9 protein-coding genes are annotated in these 17,258 nt (G+C 69.7%); 5 read left to right on the top strand and 4 right to left on the bottom strand.

What is annotated here, in order from left to right; translation table 11 throughout:
• Positions 1 to 454 precede the first annotated feature (454 nt).
• From KOR34_RS08055 to KOR34_RS08045, 3 genes are all read left to right on the top strand, one after another.
• Positions 455 to 1,246 carry an inositol monophosphatase family protein gene (locus KOR34_RS08055; protein ID WP_197531250.1) on the top strand — a complete coding sequence of 264 codons (792 nt, stop codon included), beginning with the start codon at positions 455 to 457 and terminating at the stop codon, positions 1,244 to 1,246.
• Positions 1,247 to 1,493: 247 nt separating this feature from the next.
• The gene (locus KOR34_RS08050) at positions 1,494 to 4,919 is read left to right on the top strand and encodes a hypothetical protein (protein WP_146563812.1); all 3,426 of its coding nucleotides are present in this window, start codon (positions 1,494 to 1,496) and stop codon (positions 4,917 to 4,919) included.
• A gap of 12 nt (positions 4,920 to 4,931) precedes the next feature.
• Positions 4,932 to 11,285: a hypothetical protein gene (locus KOR34_RS08045; protein WP_146563810.1), complete on the top strand. Its 6,354-nt coding sequence runs from the start codon at positions 4,932 to 4,934 to the stop codon at positions 11,283 to 11,285.
• Between the two features lie 22 nt (positions 11,286 to 11,307).
• On the opposite strand, the gene KOR34_RS08040 is transcribed toward KOR34_RS08045, so the two are convergent.
• Entirely contained in the window at positions 11,308 to 11,856 is a 549-nt protein-coding gene (locus KOR34_RS08040; RefSeq protein WP_146563808.1) for a hypothetical protein, read from the bottom strand.
• 539 nt (positions 11,857 to 12,395) lie between these two features.
• Positions 12,396 to 12,980, bottom strand: a complete 585-nt coding sequence (locus tag KOR34_RS08035) for a glycosyltransferase family 2 protein (RefSeq protein ID WP_197531249.1) — start codon at positions 12,978 to 12,980, stop codon at positions 12,396 to 12,398.
• A 283-nt stretch (positions 12,981 to 13,263) separates the two neighbouring features.
• Between KOR34_RS08035 and hisI the strand changes: the two genes are divergently transcribed.
• Together hisI and KOR34_RS08025 are read left to right on the top strand one after the other, a co-directional pair.
• Entirely contained in the window at positions 13,264 to 13,650 is a 387-nt protein-coding gene (gene hisI, locus KOR34_RS08030; RefSeq protein ID WP_146563805.1) for a phosphoribosyl-AMP cyclohydrolase, read from the top strand.
• Positions 13,651 to 13,717: 67 nt separating this feature from the next.
• Positions 13,718 to 14,185, top strand: coding sequence for a RidA family protein (locus tag KOR34_RS08025; RefSeq protein WP_146563803.1), 468 nt, complete (start codon positions 13,718 to 13,720; stop codon positions 14,183 to 14,185).
• Positions 14,186 to 14,189: 4 nt separating this feature from the next.
• On the opposite strand, the gene KOR34_RS08020 is transcribed toward KOR34_RS08025, so the two are convergent.
• Both KOR34_RS08020 and KOR34_RS08015 read right to left on the bottom strand, forming a co-directional pair.
• Entirely contained in the window at positions 14,190 to 15,326 is a 1,137-nt protein-coding gene (locus KOR34_RS08020; RefSeq protein WP_146563801.1) for a hypothetical protein, read from the bottom strand.
• A 155-nt stretch (positions 15,327 to 15,481) separates the two neighbouring features.
• Complete coding sequence (locus KOR34_RS08015; protein WP_146563799.1) at positions 15,482 to 16,951, bottom strand: trypsin-like peptidase domain-containing protein; 1,470 nt, start codon at positions 16,949 to 16,951, stop codon at positions 15,482 to 15,484.
• Between the last annotated feature and the right edge of the window lie 307 nt (positions 16,952 to 17,258).

Here is a 17,258-nt window from a genome sequence, read left to right as displayed (position 1 = left end):
GAGCCTTCGACGAGCGCGCGGTTGTTGGATGCGCAATAAAAAACCCCGCCGAACACCCGAGGGTGTTGCGACGGGGCCGGAACAGAGAAGAGGCCGAGTGCTAACGCAATCTTATAATAGGTATTAGGCAATCGCCTTCCGCAAATCTGCGGGGGTCCATCCGTGCGGATCGACCTCTCTCTTCACCTCTGAAATGATACCAGATCGGGGAGCCGTGTCCAGACTTTTGTCACTTCAAACCCTTGACCAAATGTGCCAGACTGGATCAAAAGCGGCCTTAACTCACGCCTGGGCAGGGTTTACGGAAAGGGCCGCTTCTGCCCACACCGGCGCTTCCCCGCCGCAGGCGCCGCGTTACTCAAAACCGTAAGACAGCACGGTTTACGAGTCATCACCCGCCGCCTGCTACCCACCCTTCGCCCCGACTGTTGGGGCTTATTCCCTCAGGTGCATTGTGGACGCAAACTTTCTACACAGGCTGGCTGAAGTCGCGAAACAGGCGGGCCGCGCGGGTGGGCAAAGGTTGATTGAACTGCGGGACTCGTTCGAGGTTTCCGAGAAGGGCCGGCACGACTTCGTCACCAATGCTGACATTGCGTCTCAACAAGCAGTGTTCGAGTGCATCCAGTCGGCTTTCCCGGATCACCTCTTGATGGGCGAGGAGGGCGACAACCACCGCCCACCCGTCGACGACGACGCCGTTGTCTGGGTGGTCGATCCGCTCGACGGCACCACGAACTACCTGCACCAGTTCCCCTGCTTTGCGGTTTCCATCGCCGCTGTGCAGGCGTCGCGACCGGTGGCGGCTTGCATCTACGACCCGCTACGCGAGCACCACTACTGGGCGGCCGCGGGGCAGGGCGCGTGGCTCGACGAAGAGCCGCTGCGAGTCAGTAGCACTGGACAGTTGGGCGACGCATTGCTGTCGATGAGCCTGCCGCCTCAGGTGCAGCCCGACTCGCCCGACCTGCTCGACTTCCTAACCCTGGTCCCGCAGTGCCGGGCGATCCGCCGCACCGGCTCGGCTGCGATGAACCTGGCCTGGCTGGCGGCCGGCAAGATCGACGGCTACTGGGCCCGGCAGATCCGGCCCTGGGACGTGGCGGCCGGCGTTCTGCTGATCCAAGAGGCCGGTGGCGTCGTATCAAGCCCGTTGGGCGAGCCGTTCGACCTGTGGCAGGCCAACCTGACCGCCGCCTGCAGCCCGGCTGTCCACCAGCAGATGGTGTCGCGGCTCACGCGGTAGCGGTTGCGCAGGACGCAACAATGGTCCGGCCGTTCGGCCTGCGGACGCCCTGAACAACGGAAACCGCGGCGGCGTTCTGTTTTGAGGGCTTGCGGCTCCTCGGTAGGATAGGAGGTTGAGGAGCCCTGTCCGACCGACCACCGTCCGACCCGTTCACGCGTGTGGCCGCCGTTCACGCGTGTGGCCGGAGTTCCGCGAATCGGCGCCCTAGGCCCTCGTCTCTTCTTCCATCCTCCATCCGCTCCGCATGCCCAGTGACGCCACGAGCCCGCCGCGCACCATCCGCCGATCGTGGCGGCTGGTCGGCTGCGCGCTGGCGTTGCTGGCTACGCTAGGCGGACAAGCGGCGCCTGCTCAATCAGTTGCCGAGCCAGCCGCCCCGACCGCCGCAACGCCGCCGCCGGTCGCCCCGCCGCCAACGCCGAAAGATGGCGCTAGCGCGCCGCCCAAGGTGCCCGCGCCCGCCGGCCCCGACACCACCATCTGGATCGACGACGCGGGCGTGCCCCGCCCGGTGGTGGGCGTGACCTACGACGAGTTCGCCAAGGCGTGGCGGGCCTACCAGGGGAGCGACCCCGCGGCCGCGAGCCCGCGGTTCACACTTAACGAAGTCGACGTCCGCGGGCGGCAGGAGAACGGGCACGCGGCATTCGACGTTACCATTGAACTGGAGCTGCTGTCCGACCAACCGGTCGAAGCGCCCATCGGGTTCGGCGGCGCGGTCCTCGACAAGAAGCCCACGGGCCTGCAGCCGACCGACGCGTTCGGCTACTCCGACCAGGCCGAGGCTTACGCCGTGACACTCTCCGGCAAGGGGCCGCGCACTATCGGGCTCTCCCTGCTGACGCCGATCCGGACGTCGGGCCAAGCGAACGAACTCTCGCTCTCGCTGCCGCGCGCCATCCTCTCCAAGCTGCAGCTGCAACTCTCAGGCAGGGCGACCGACGTGGCGCCCATCGAGGGCGCGCTGCTGGAGGTCGACCAAGCGGAGGAGGGCGCCCGCCTGTCGGTCACCGGGGGCGTGGGCCCGCTGCGGCTGCGGTGGCGCAGCCCGGACCAGACGCGGGTCGCGGCGCAAACGGTGCTCGACGCCGAAGGCGAGATCACCAGCACGATCGACAGCGGAGGCGTGAAGTCGACCGCGGTGCTGCGGGTGCGGAGCTTCGGCGGCGAGTTCGATCGGTTCCAGGTCCGCCTGCCCGCCGGCGCAAAGCGGATCCCGGTTGAGTCGGCCGCCGACAACGGCGTGCGTGTCGAGCCGAGCGCTGACGGGCGAACCTGCACGGTGCTCCTCTCCGAGCGGACGGTCGGCCCCGTGACGGTGGAGATCGCCACCGAGCGGGCCATCGGCAGCGCCGTGGGGAGCGAGCCGCCGAATCAGTCGCGTGTCGATTTGGCGGGTTTCGAGGTGCTGGGCGCGGTCCGCCAGGAAGGCTACCACGCCGTCATCGTTGACGAGGACACGCGTCTGAGATGGTTCGACCTGCGGGGCGCCCGTCGGGTCGCGGTCGAGGATCTGCCCGCCTCGCTCGCGACGCCACAGCCGAACTACGCGGTCCGCTGCTTCCGCCCCCAGGGCAGCATCCCGGTGGAGGTGCGACAACGCGAGACACGCATCCAGGCGGCGCCCAGCTACCACCTCGAGATCCTGCCCGACGTGGCGTTGCTGCACGTGTCGTCCCGCTACCAGATCATCGGCGCGCCGATCCTCGACTTCGGCTTCGACCTGAACGGCTGGACCCTCTCGTCCGACCCGATCGAACCGGCCGAGCTGGTCGACGCCACTTCGCTCGGGCAGGACGACGACGGCACCTTCGACTTCGCGTTGCTGCGTCCGCGGCTGGGGAACGTCACGGTCGGCTTCCACGCCCGCAGCTACGCGCTGACGCCCGACGGCGATCCCTTCGAGGTCGTGCTGCCGCAGCCCCGCCAGCCGGCGTCCTACGCGCTCGACCGCCGCGACCTGCTGATCACCGTCGACCCCAGCCTGTGGCTGACCATCGACCCTCGCACGTTCGAGATGCTCGAGCCGGCGCCTTCGTCCGCCGCCGACGGCGAGCCGACGGCGCAGCAGACGTTCCGCTTCCGCGACGACGCCTACGCCCAGCTCCCCGGCCGCGCTGTGCGGCTGTACGGCGTGCTCACCCGCCGCGCCGGCGAGCTGCACGCCAACGCCGCGGGGGCCCGCGTGACCATCGCCGAGGACCAGACCTCGGTCGAGCAGAGCTTCTACCTCGAGGTCCGCAAGCAGCCCCGCGAGCGGATCGAGTTCGACGCGCCGCCCGCGATAACCGATGGGACCGACCTGGCGTTCTACCTGCTGACCGACGCGCCGTCGGTCAACGACGCGCGGGTCACCACCGTCCGCGAGCAGCTTGAGTGGCGGCTGCAGGCGGGCGGCCGGCGTGTCGTGGTGGAGCTGCCGCGTCCCTGGAGCGGCGCTCTGAACCTTGTCGCGGGCTTCAGGCTGCCGTCGGGCGCCGACGAGCTGGCGGACGAGCAGGGGTCGCTGTCCGTACCGCTAATGGCGCCCACGGGGGTAGGTTCCTTCGAGCACGACGCCACCATCGAGTCGCCCGACGCCCTGACGCTCCGCGTCGACGACGAGGCCGACGCCTGGCAGACGCAGGAATCGAGCGAGGGTGTGCTGCGCGTGGTGGGGTCAAACAGCGCGGGCGCAATGCGGCTGACCCGCGTTCCGCCCCGCCGAGTGATTGAGACGCCGACCGTGGTCACCCGCGTGTGGCGGCAGAGCTGGCGACGCGGCGCGACGCTTCAGCAACGCTCCGCGTGGCGGGTGCTGGCCGGCAAACCAGAAGTCCTGCTAACGGCTCCGCCCAGCGTGACTCCGCAGTCGATCGTGGTGCAGGTTGATGGCCAGCCGGTGCGGCCGGAGCCGTTCGACACCCGCACGCTGCGGGTGCCGCTGCCGCAGGATGGGGCGGGCGAGCACACCGTTGAGGCCCGCCGGGTGGAGGCCCTGTCCGGCGAGTCCGGTGGTCAGATGACCCTCCGCCCGCTGCAGATTCAGGCCGACACCTCGCAGGCCATGTGCTACTGGCAGGTGGTGCTGCCGAGCGACCTCTGGATGCTCTCGGCGCCCGAGGGTCTCCGCCCGGCGTGGCGCGCGGGCTGGCGGCAGGGCCGGTTCCGCCGGCTCCCAGTCAAGGACTCCGCGCAGCTCGAGTCGTGGGTGGGCGCTACCCACCAAGACCTGCCGCTCGACGCCGGCGAGCGGGCGTACCTTTACTCCGCGCTAGCCCTCCCTGAAGGGACCTGGCGGGTGACAACTATCGATCAGAAGATCGCTGTGCTGGCGACATCGCTGCTGGCGATGGCCATCGGCCTGGTGATCGGCTACTCCCCGCCGCGGGTCCGCCACGTAGCAATCGGGCTCTTGTGCGTGCTGATACTGCTCTTTGGCTACTGGCGGCCGGCCGACCTCGCCATGGCGGCGCAGGCCGGGGCGATCGGCCTGGTGGCGTTGTTCGCCGGCTGGGTCGCGATGCTGACCCTGTCGCCCGGCAAGAAGACGCTGGTAACCCTCTCCGACGACTCGACGTCGATCCGCCACGCGTCGACGAACCAGGACGGCCACCTCAACGTTGGCGGGGGCACGGTCTCAACCAACGCGCCGACCGTGTCGCTTGAGGTGTCGAACCCGCTGCCCTGACCGCCTCTTGAAATGCGTCCGACCTCCTTACCCCTGATACTGCTGTTCGCGCTTAGCGCTGCGGGCACCGGCGCCGAACAGCCCGCCGAAGCGCCGTACCGCCGGGTCTTCGCCCCCGCCAATCAGCCCGAGGCGTGGCCCAAGACTGGTGAACCGTGGGTTCCGGTCGCGCAGTTGGAGGCGCTCCGGCTGCTGCGACTGGGCGAGCCGGACGCGATGGCCTCGCACCAGTTCTCGGCTTACAGCGTCCGCGCGCACCTCGGTCTGACCGGATCGGTGCTCTCGGGCGCCGGCGAGGCACGCGTCGACCTCAACGGCGCCGCGGAGGCGTTCCTCGCCTGGCCCGCCAGCGCGACCAGGGTCACCTCAATCGCGTGGTCGCCAAGCGGTGAGCCGGCGTTGCTCGGCGACTGGGGCCCGCCGCCAGCAGCGCCGCACGGCGTGCTGGTCGACCGCAGCGGCGACCTCCGGTTCGAGCTCGAAGGCCGGCCGGCAAGCGTCTCCGATACGCGGTCGGAGTACCAGATTGGGTTGCCGCCGGCGACAACCACTACCCTCGCACTCGACCTGCCGGTGGGGACGACCCCCAGCATGAGTCGCGCGATTGTGCGTGAGGAAGAGCCCGGCGGCGACGCATCAACGCCCGCGCCGCCGGGGGCAGGCCAGGCCCGCTGGCGGATCGAGGTTGCGCCCGGCGCATCGGGCCGGCTGGTGCTCTCGCGTCCGCGTCCCACGACCACCCGTGCGACTATCGACGTGGCGCAGGACCTGCGGCACGCAATCCGCGAGTCGGGGGTCGAGACCCAGTGCCGGTTCCGCCTCAGCTCGGCGCGGCCGCTGCCCGGCGCAGTGCGGGTCGCGTTGCCAATCGGCGCCAGGCTGATCCGCGCAACGCAGGACGGGCTGCCGGTGGAGTGGACCCTCAGTGAAGAGGAGGGCGGAACGACCGCGCGCGTCACGCTCACGCGGGCGCCGCAGGGTGATTGCCTGCTCGAGCTGTGGCTGCTCTCGCCCGAGGCGTCCGGACAGATCACACTCCCGTCCCCCGTGCTGCTCAACGCCCGCTGGACCGAGGGAGCCGTCTCGGTGGCCTTCGAGGAGCCGGTCTCGCTGATGGACATCGCTCAACTCTCTTACGCGACTCCGGCCGCCGCGCCGTCGTCGGCAGAGGAAAGCGCGGAGCTGTTCTTCCGCCTCTCCCGGCCCGAGGCGTCGGTTCAGCTGCAGGTCGGCCGCCGGGTCGCAACGCCCGCCGTGAACGTGACACGTTCCGTCCAACTCGGGATCGACCGGCAGCGAGACCTGCACCTAGCCAACTCGACCGTGACGATCCAGTTCGCCGGCGACCGTCAGCACGCGTTGCGGCGGCTGCGTGTCGCGCTCGGCGACAGCTGGGCGGTCCGTGCAGTCGAAGCCGAACCCGCCGAGGCACTCGAACGGTGGGATATCTACGAGAACCGTGGCCCCAAGAACATCGACATCCGCCTGGTGCCGGGCGCGTTCGCCGAGCAGCCGCCGGCGCTCACCCTGACGCTGGCGCGTCGCAGCTACCTCCGCGGCGACCGCACGCCGCTCACGGAGATGCTGGCGATCGACCCGAGTGGTGTCCGGGTCGTGAGCGACCAGATCGAGCTCTCGGCGGCAGAGCCGCTGCAGGTGCAGCTGCGTTCCGCGCCGCAACCGACGCCGCCGCCCGAGGACCAAGAGGACGCGCCGCTGCTGTTCAAGACCCAGCAGATCCCATTAGCGCAGCTGCTGGCGGGCGGCGAGTTGGAGCTGGTGAGCGAACCGGCCCGCCGCCTGAGCCGCTGCGACGTTCGGGTCTCGCACTCGGGCGATCTCTGGCTCTACCAGGCCGACCTGACAATCCCCGCCAACGGCGCCAGCAGCATCGCACTAGTGCGATTTGAGCCGCCGCTGCCCGAGTCGGCCGAGCTGCTCCTAGGCGAGCGGGCGCCGATGCCGCCACGCGACGACTCGCTGCCCAACCAGTCCGGCGCCATCGCGTTGAAGCTGGACGGGCAGCCGACCACCACCTTCCGGATCGCCTTCGCGTCGCAAGACCAGGCGCCGCTGGACATCCCGTTGCCGTCGCTGACGCGGGAACGCGACCAGCAGGGGCGGCTCACCCTGGTGGGCGCCGGGGCGGGCGTCGCTGGGCTGCGCAGCAATGGGCTGACCCCGCTGCCGCAGGACGCCGACACGGCCGCTCATGTCGATCAGAAGACGTTCGCCTACGACCCCGAGCGTGTCGGCGCCCAAGACCTCTCAGCGCTGCTCACTCGGCAGTCGCGTCGCCCGGTAGACCCGCCGCTGCGTCTCCTCCGCGTCGAGACCCGCGCGCTCGACTCCGGGCGGCTGGTTCACCTGCTGTCCTACCGGGTACGCCCTGCGGCCCAGCCATGCTCCCTGCTGCTGCCGAAGAACGCCAATCTGCTCAGCGCACGGGACACACTTGGACTCCCAATCGAGGAAGACCGCAACGCGGACCGCGACCGGCTCCTCTTCCCCGCGGCCGATTCGACTCGCACGATCGACATCGCGGTCGAGGACGCGAATCGGAAGTGGGCGCCCGGCGCGCCGCTGCCGCTCGACGGCGTTGTGGAAGACGCCACCGGGTTCTGGAATTGGCGGTTCCTGCTGCCCAGCTCTTACGAGTTGTCCGGCCCGTCGTTGGACGCCGGACCCGAGCCAACCAGCAACCGCAACCGCCTGCTCGGGCCGGTCGCGAGCGTGCTGCCGGCGGGCATCTTTGATCCGTTCGATCCGGCAACCTGGTGGCCAACCGCCCCAGCTGAAGAGGGCAACGCGTTCAGCGCTGCCGACTGCCCGCCCGGCTGGCGCTGCTACGACGTGGCGTGCATCGGATCATCGGCGCCCGCGCTGAAGGTTATCCACCATGACCAGCTTGTGGGCGGCGCCGCGACGCTCGGTGTGCTGATCGCTTGCCTATCCGCGTGGTGGTGGCCCTACGCGACCCGCACGCTGGTCACCGCCGCGCTGGCCGCGATGGTTCTAGCGTTGCTGCTGCCCGGCGCCCTAGCGGTGTGGGGCGCTGCGGTGTGGCTGGGGCTGGTCGCGGGCGCGATGCTCTGCCCGCTCGTGAAAGCGTCGACGGGATTGCTCCGGGCCATGCGAGACGCGGCTTCGTTTTCCCTGCCGGCAACGCCGACCTCCGCCGCCCTCGCCCTGCTCGCCTTCGCTCCAACCGTCGCGGCGCAGCCCGTGGCAGAACCGCCGCTCGAAACGGTGATCGTCCCCGTTGACGCCGACGGGAATCCGGAGGGCGACAAGTGGTACCTCCGAGGCGGCTTCCTCAACCAGCTCAACAAGCTCGCCGACGGGGGTCGCACGGCGGCGCCCGCGGCGTGGGTGTTGAAGCGTATTTCGATCCAGGGGGCGCTCAAGGGGCTGACGGCCGGCGAAGGCGTGAACGCTGATCCGTGGACGCTGTCGCTCGAGGTGTGGACCAGCCGCCGGGACACGCCGCTCCCGCTTGCGATCCGCCAGGCGGAAGCCAAGTGGGGAGAAAAGGCCAACATCGACGGCATCGCCACACCGCTCGAGTGGCGGGACAACGGCGACGGTTGCGCAGTCACTATCGCAGAGCCCGGCCCACACCGGGTCACGCTCTCGCTGACCCCGAGCGTGAGCGAGGAGGACGCGGGGGCGGTGCTGCGTCTGGCCCTGCCGCGTTGCAGCCTGTCAGAGTTGCGGCTGTCGGTTCCGGACGCGAGCGTCGACGTGCGAGCGCCGGAGCTGCCAACGCCGCTGCAGTCAATCGAGCCGGGGGGCGCGCTGCGGGCCGACCTCTCGGGGACTGACGAATTGCTCCTGCGTTGGGGAACGGGAAGCAAGAACGCCGCCGCCAAGCTGCTCGCGTGCGACCAACTGCAGTGGCTAAGCCTCCGGCCGGGCGGGGCGGTGCTCGAAGTGCGGTGCCTGCTGGAGGGAACGGCGCCGCTGCCGAAGCTTCTGCAGGCGACCCTCCCGATGGCTGACCCCGACCAAACCGCGCAGCGGCGAGTCGAGCTGTCGCCCCGGACGGAGTGGCAGCCCGGCCTGACCCAACTGGTTTACACCGGCACAGTCGAGCTGCCGCGAGGCGGCCTGGGCCGGTTCTCGGTCCCGTCCCTGCCACCGCCGGGAGTTGATCTGCGATCGCGGATGATGGCGGTTTCCTCCAGCCGCGAGTTAGTCGTGACGACCCCAGCGACCGAAGGAGTCGCCGCGTTCGACCCAGCGGAGTTCGCCGCGCGGTGGACCCTCGACGAGACCGAATCGCCACCCGATCGAGCGGTGGCGGCGACCGACCCACTGGCTCTTTGGCAGGTCCAGTCGGACATGCGGCCGGTCGAGCCGGGCCCGCTCGATCAGCGGCTAAGGCTCGTCCTTGGGCAGGCCGCGTCGACCGCGCGGCTGACGGTTGGCGCCAACCCCGCCGGATGGCCCCTCGGCAAGCTCGAGGTCAGTGTGCCGACTTCGTTCGAGCTGATCGACTGCCGGCTGACGGCCGGCGGACGATCACAACCGCTGCGCGCAACCCGGCCTCAGCCTTCCCGAGTGGTGGTGTTCCGACCAGCGGACGCGATGCTCGGGGCCGGATCGGTGGTGGAGCTCTACGGCAGGGTGTCCGTGCCCAGCGGGCGCTCGACACCGCTGCCGGTGCTGCGCGCGGCGACTGGAACGCCGGACCCACTGCGGGTCGAGCTGTGGCGTCTGCCCGATTGCGTGGTGCGATTCGCCGAAGAGAATGCCCCGGCCTTGGATGACTCCAACGCTTCGGCGGCCGCGCAGCGCGAGATGCTGGTCGGCACGTTTCAGCTGCCGGCGCAGCAGCCGCCGCCCCGCGTGGCGATCCGGGCCGGCGCCACCCGCTACAAGGTGAGTCATCTGACCACCCACCAGCGCACCGAGAGCGGCGTTCAGCACGACGTCGCGGCCAGGGTGCGGGTGCTGTCAGGTGGGCTTCGTGAGATCGCGATCGAGTTTGCCGACCGCGCCCCACAGTTGGAGGTCACCTCGCCGTCGGGCGCCACACTGACGCGGGCTTCCAGCGAGGGGCCACGGCGTTGGCGGGTGAGCCTGCCACGGGACCTGGCCGCTGGCGAGGAGCTCATCCTCAAGTTTGAGGGGCAGCAGGTTTCCCCCACCGGCGCCCACCCAGCCGCACTGGTCCGCTTCCCGGACGCGGCGGAGAGCGAGGTGGTGGTGGCCGTGCACGGCGGACCCCACAGTGAAGAGGAGAGGTGGCTCACCGAGTCCCTCACCCCGGCCCGCGGCGCGCACGACGCGCCGCTCGAAGCTGCGCCCGGCACGGGCTGGTCCCTCTTCCGCTCAACCCCCGGCCAACGGCCTACCGTGGCTTGGACGCGGCGGGACAAACGCCCACCTGAGTGCCTGGTTCGCTTCAGCGAGACCACCGCCGCCGCCGACCCGCTCGGCAGGGTCTCGGTTACCACCCGCGTCTACCTCGACCCGGTCGGCGCCACCGCGTGCCGCCTGCTAGTGGACGAGAACAGCCGGCTGGTATCGCTCGACCTGAACGGCCAAGGCCCGATCGCGACCCGAGAGTCAGACAGCGTGTGGCGGGTCACGCTGGGCAGCAGCCAGCGTCCGCAGGTCCTCACCGCGACAGCCGTCTGGGACCAACCCTCAACGGAGCGGACCGTTCGACCGCCCCAGTTGATCAGCGGGCAGGGCCAGCCGCTCACGCCCGTTAATGGGGTCGTGTCGCTGCTAGGTTCCACCCCCGCAGAGATGCATCTGACCGCCGACGCTCAACCGATTGACGGCGACGATGCGGCGCGGCTCCGCGTGCAGGCTCTGGCGGAGCAGGCGCCGCAAGCGGCGGTGGGTCGCGCATCGGCGTGGTGGCTCAGCCGGCTGCGCGACGCGTTGGCGGAGGTGGATGCCGCCTCCCCCCAGAGCGACGATGATGCAACGCCCCTTAGGTCCGACGAGTCGCTTGCCAAGGCCCGCACCGCCGCGGCAGGAGAGTTCACCTACATCCCCAACGCCGACGCGGCCAGTGACTACGACCGGCCAGGGCTTGCCGAGCAACTCCGGACGCCAACCGGCGAGGCGCCGCCAGCTATCAAGGTCAGCGTCACCCGCGCGGACCGCATCGCGCCGCGGGTCGGGCTCGCTTTGCTGGCGGTGGCGGCGGGCGTCTGCTTCCACGTGGGCTGCAACCAGCCCGCTCTCATCGGGCTGCTGCGGGACCGCCGGAACACCGCCATCGGCCTGGCCGGCCTCGCCTGGTGGCTGTGGCTGCCGCTGGGCGTGTGCGGGCTGCTGCTGATGGTCTCGGCCGCTGTAGACGAAGGGCGGGCGCGCTACCAGCGGATCCTCTCACGCCGCTAGTTTACGGCGCCCGCCGTAGGGACTACTGAAGCCCGTCGCGGACAAACGTCTCGGAGATGGGGCGTTCCGCCGCGCGGCCCACCTCGTCGTGCGTCCGCCGCTGGCCTACCGTGTGCCAGGCCGTGACGTCCTGCAGCTCGGGCATGATCTCCAGCAGCTGGTTCTCCAGCATCGTGATGAACCGTTCCATCGCCGGCTCCTTGTTGGCCTCCTTCATCGCGCGGACGGTCTTCATCGTCCGCAGCATGCGGGCGCGGTTGAGCACCGCGCCGGACAGCGGGGCCTCAGAGTCGACGAGCAAGTCCGCGATGGGCACCTCGAGCGCCTGCTGCCAGGTGTACAGGTCCGACAGACGCAGGTTGGCCGACGGCTCCAACTGATTGCGGACCTGCTCCATGGTCAGTCCGGTGCGACGCACCACGCTGCGGTTGGATATCCCCTGCTCGTTCTGCACCTCAGCGATGCGGTGCAGCGCCCGCGACTCGGCGGTCTGATCGCGATTGGCGGCGATGGGGGCGCCGCTGCCGTTGTTCACACCGGGCGTAGCGCCGCAATCATCAACAAGGTTCATACTAGGCCTCCGTCCTCTGTTCCGAAAGCAGATGAGATAAGAACTGCCGGCGTCCCCTCCCGACAACGTACGCACCGGGCGCGCTGTCGGATCGGTGGGAATCGCCGCAAGCGCCTTGCAGATGGCCTACGCCCAGCGCGCTGGTCTGCTGACAGCAGCGCCGTTTTCCGTGACGTTGGCCGCTCGGCCCGCACCCTGAACGCCGCCGCAGGGGCGGCGGTCAACCGCCGGGCCTGATCCTCAGGAGATGTGGCCAATCAGTGGCCGCCATTCCCCGTTCCGCGATCATCGTAAACAGGGCGCCGCGGTCGGGCAAGCGAAGACGCCGGCTATCCTAACCGACGAAAAGATAAGTAGTTACGCACCTCACAGGCGCCTGCGCGAATCGCCACACTTGGCTGGACCGCAAGCGCTCTCTTGAGCGATTCGGCCACATCAATTCCGCGCCGGTGTAGCAGATTCGAACGCGCTGCAGGCGTCCGAAATTTGGAGAATTTTTTTCGCCGCTGTCCGAAAGCTTGACGGATTTGGCGGCTCGATCACTCGCCCCGAGCGAAATCGCCCATCGCGCCCAAGAAGTTCGGCTTTGGGAGCGGGGGGATCTGGCCCACGCCGGGCTGCGGCTCGGTCGCGGCGCGGCGGGCTCGCGCAGGTCGGGGAGCGGCCGGCTGAGAGGACTCGACCTCGGAGGGGTCGATCACCTGGAAGCCACGCAGCCGGCTGTGCGCGGCCACCATCGCCTTGTGCGCGATAGCGGGGCGGCGGAGGTCCTCGACGCTCACCTCGTCATCGGCGCCCAGGTAGAGCGTGCGGAGCTCGTTGGCGTTGATGGTCGACACGCCATCGTGCACGATCACCACCCGGCCCGACGCCCGACGCTTCACGTCACGCAGCGTGCCGCCCAGGCCTTTCCGCAGGCCGCTGCGCACGACCGCCAGCTGTGGGTACTCGGCCGCCAGCTCGCTGGCGATCTCGAAGGTGTCGTCGGTGGAGCCGTCGTCAACCACCAGCAGCTCGAACCGCGGGGTCAGTTCGGCCGCGACCTCCAGCACCCTGCTCACGTTGCGGCGGAGGTGCGCCTCGGCGTTGTGGACGGGCAGGACGATGGTCAGTGAGGTATCCACGTGGACGGTGCTCCCACTCGGGTACAGGGCTCGCTCGGGGCGGCGCCGGGCTACGGCTCGGGCCACGGGTTAGGGATCGGCGCACCGGGCCGGCGAATCTAGCGGCGGCGTGATGATGTCGGCATGCTCCGCGTGTGCCGCCGGCAGCAGTGGTGGGGGTGGCGCGCCTCGCTCCGATCGCCCGACCGGGTCGGGACGGTTGTGCCGCGTATAGCTGCCCGCCGCCGGTTGCGGTATGCTCGACCGCTGGCCGCCAGCCCCCCACACGCCGCAGAAACAGCCCATGACCGAGCCCGCTTTCCAGGACGAACAGACGCTGCTACCCGCGGTGGCGCAGGACGCCGAGACCGGCCAGGTGCTGATGCTGGCGTTCATGAACCGCGAGGCGTACCAGGAGACCCTCCGCACCGGCCGCGCTGTCTACTACAGCCGCAGCAAGCAACGGCTGTGGCGCAAGGGGGAACAGAGCGGCAACGAGCAGGTCGTTAAGCAGGTGCTGATCGACTGCGACGCGGACGCCATCGTCCTGCGGGTCGAGCAGCTGGGGGGCGCCGCCTGCCACACCGGCCACCAGAGCTGCTTCTACCGGGAGGTCACCGACCAGGGCCTGCGGGTGGTGGGTCAACGCGTGTTCGACCCCAGCCAGGTGTACGGACCGCCCCAAGCCTAAGACTGCTGTCCAACTAGCAACCCCGCCCGCCGGCCACGCCGCCGCTGGGCGTTTCGGAGAAACCTGCATGAGTGCTGAAGCGAAGCTTGCCTCCCTCGGTTTGGAGCTGCCCCCCGCCCCCAAGGCCATGGGCCTGTACAAGCCGGTCCTGACCGTGGACGGGCTCGCGTACACATCGGGGCACGGGCCGCTCTCGCCGTCCGGCGAGCTGACCAAGGGCCGCGTCGGCGCCGACCTGGACACGCAACAGGGGTACGCCGCGGCCCGTCAGACCGGGCTGGCGATGCTGGCGACCCTGCGGGCTGCCTACGGCAGCCTGGACCGTGTCGACCGGCTCGTGAAGACGTTCGGCCTGGTCTGCTGCACGCCGGAGTACACCGACCACCCCGCAGTGATCAACGGCTTCAGTGAGCTGATGCGGGAGGTGTTCGGCGAGGACGCCGGGGTCGCCGCCCGCAGCGCCATCGGTGCCCCATCGCTCCCGGCGGGCATGGCGGTCGAGATCGAGGCGGTGTTCGCGCTCAAGAGCGAGTAGCGCGTCACAGCTCGACGGTCTGCGGCTCGACCGCCGCTTCGGTGGGCGGCGCCGGAGTCGGAAACTTGCCGTCGTGATGGAAGGTGCGGTTGGCGCCGAAACGGGCCGACTCGTCCATCGCCTCCTTGAGGCATTCCAGAACGTCGTCGTGCGATTCGGCGCCGGGCAGGTCGGCGATCGCGCAGGTGATGGTCGTGCTGTGCTGGGCGCCGTTGACGGTGAACGTCGTCTTCTCGATCTGCTGCCGAAGCGTATCGATCCGCTCCGTCATGGCGTCGATGTCGCCCTCCTCGAGCATTAGGAGGATCTGGTCGTCGTCGAAAGCGGCGACCAGGCCCGCGTCGGGCGCCGCGTCGCGGACGATTTGCCGCACCTTGGCCCGCAGTTTCTGCGCGAGGCCTTCGTCGGTCTGTTCGGCTTCTGCCGCGTCGCGGCGGACCAGCACCACAGTGCGGTGCTTCGGCTCGGCGCCGTCGCTGAGCGCCGCGTCGATCTGCTCCAGCAGGCTGTCGAGCGTCGCGAGGCCGGCCTCGGCGGCCGCGGTCGAGCGGGCGGCGCGGTCCTGCTCCGCCTGCGTCTCGCGGACTTCAGTGACCTTCTCGGAGAGCTCGTCCGACTTGTCGACCAGCTTGGCCCGCGTCTGATCGTCTTCCAGCCCCTCGTCGACAATCGCGTCGAACTCGTCGCTGATGCGGCCCACTTCCTGCACGCCGGCGGCAGCCGAGTCGCGTCGGACATCGCCTTCGGGCAGCTTGTCGATCTGCTGCTGGGCCGACTCGAGGTAGGCGTGGTTGGCGTCCTGCATGGTCTTCGCGTTGGCGTCGAACGCCTCGGCGTCGTCCCGTGAATCCTTCAGATCCTCGCCCATCTGCGCCAGCTGCGCCTGGAACGCGGCCAGGCCGGACATGAGGTCCTGATCCTCCTCCGTTTCGGCGGGCGCCGCTGGCGGGGGCGGTGCGGCCTCCCTGACCGGGGACTCCGAAGGCGCCTGCACCAGCGGCTCATCGTCGACAGACTTCGAGCAGCGGACCTTCGGCAGCTTGACCGCCGGCAGCTCGGTCCGCATGCCGAATGTCGCCCCGAGCACGTAGCCGATACACAGGTTGAGCGTTGCGATCAGGGCGATGTAGAGCAGCAGCATGGTCAAGAGCTCGTCCGAGGGCGGGCGGGGGCGCACACCGCAACCCTACGTCGGCCCTGCCGAGGGGCCCGCGCGGGCAATCACGTTGCCGATGACCGCACGGGCGGGTAGTAACAACCATGCCGGCTGCAGCAGACGTGCGGGCCGTAGCGCCGCTAGAGGGGAGCGCCGACCTTGCTCGGTTGCGAGTGGTACGCGGCCAACAACGCCCGGACAAACTCGGGCGAGACGTTCTCGAGCGTCACTACTTGGCTGCGGCCCTGACCCGATTTCGGGCGGATAACGCACACCACTTCCGATTCGCTGGCGTGCTGCACGATCTCTTGCATAGCGGCCCGCTCGCTCGGCGACAGGCCCGCGATCGTGTCGGTCGAGTCACGGCCCTGGGCGCGGACGGTCGCGTCGGCCAGCGGCGCCATCGGCTCCTGGTCCGCTAGGAACGCGGCCGGCGCCGCAGGTTGGGTCGGCGGGGCAGGGCGGTCGTCAGCGGCCAGGGTAGGCAAGGGCCCGCCACGGTAGATCGCCGATAGCTGTAGCCGATCTAGCTCGGCGTGCACCTCTGCCAAAGAGGCGTAGATGCCTTCGTCGTCCTGGTAGTCCGCATTGTTGCAGACGCCCACCACCTCGCCGCGTGCGTTGAACAAGCCGCCGCCGCTGCGTCCGACCGCCGGCGCGCCGCTGGCGCAGACATTGCCCCAGCCCTGGTAGCGGTTGATGGCGTTCACCACGCCGGTGCGGACGGTCGGATCGGCGCCGTGATCGCACCCGCTGCTCAGCACCGGGTCACCTTGGCGGAGGCCGTTGGCGTTGGCGGCGATCCGCGCCGGCGAGAGCTGACCCGTGGGCCGCACGCAGACCAGGGCGACATCGTTCTCGAAGTTACAGCTCAGGATGGAGTACAGCGGCGCGCTCTCGACAACGCGCGGCTGGCCCCCGGAGGCCTGGTAGAACTCGACCGTGACAGCGGCCGGGTTGTCGATCGGCCGCTTGTCGGCGCCGCGAAACAGGTGGGCGCAGGTCAGCACGAGCGCCTCGCCCGAGCGGGCGTCGACGATGGTGCCCGTGCCGAAGCTCTGGCCGCTGGCGTCCTTGACCGTCAGGCGAACCGTGGCGTTGAGCAGCGTGTCTGCACTAGCCGACGGGGCGGGCGCCTTGACCGTCGGATTGGCGCCCGGCACGTCAATCGGCGGCGCGTTGTTGCTGGCGGCCTGCAGCACCGCCGCGGGCTGCTGCGCCGACGCTACAAAGGTCGCTTGCCGGCCGGCGGGGACGGTCCGGCCGGCCGGGGCAGCCGGTCGCGGGGCGGCCGCCACCAGCATGTTCCGCAATGCCTGGTACGGGGTGATGCCGACCACCCGCTTCACTTCACGGCCGTTCGCCACGACGACGAAGGTCGGGTACTGGTTGACGCCGTACTTCGCGGCGATCTGCGGCGAGCGGCCGCCGTCGATGCGATCGACGTGGAACCCCTCGGCCTCGAGCCGCGCCACTACCGGGTCCATCTGCCGGCAGGGGCCGCAGGTGGCCAGCGAGAAGTCGAGCAGCTTCACCTGCGGGGCAGCCGCGAGCGACGCGGGCAGCAGAGTGAGAAGGATAAGCGCAGCGCGGGGAGTCGCATGGACCATTCGTTTCCCTCCTTGGAGACGTGGTCGCCCAATCAGTCGTGACTAACAGGCTGGTTGAATTCGTCGGCATGCGAACGCATCCTGCGGCCGCGGTGTCGACTTGTAGTGTTTCCGTACGAGTAGCCTTGTGTGTGGGTCCCGTCAATTTGCGCCGGATCGGTTGATCGGACAAGAGCAGGTCCCGCACGATTCCGCCCGGCCGACGCTAGCACCAGGCCGGGCGAACCACGCCCGTCACCGAAGCAATGCCCGTGCCATCCGGGTCGCTAGCTCGGGTCCCGACCGTTAGAATGCTTGGCCCACGGGC

It is taken from the genome of Posidoniimonas corsicana (genome assembly GCF_007859765.1).
Lineage (GTDB): Bacteria > Planctomycetota > Planctomycetia > Pirellulales > Lacipirellulaceae > Posidoniimonas > Posidoniimonas corsicana.
This window is presented reverse-complemented; position numbering and strand designations above follow the sequence as displayed.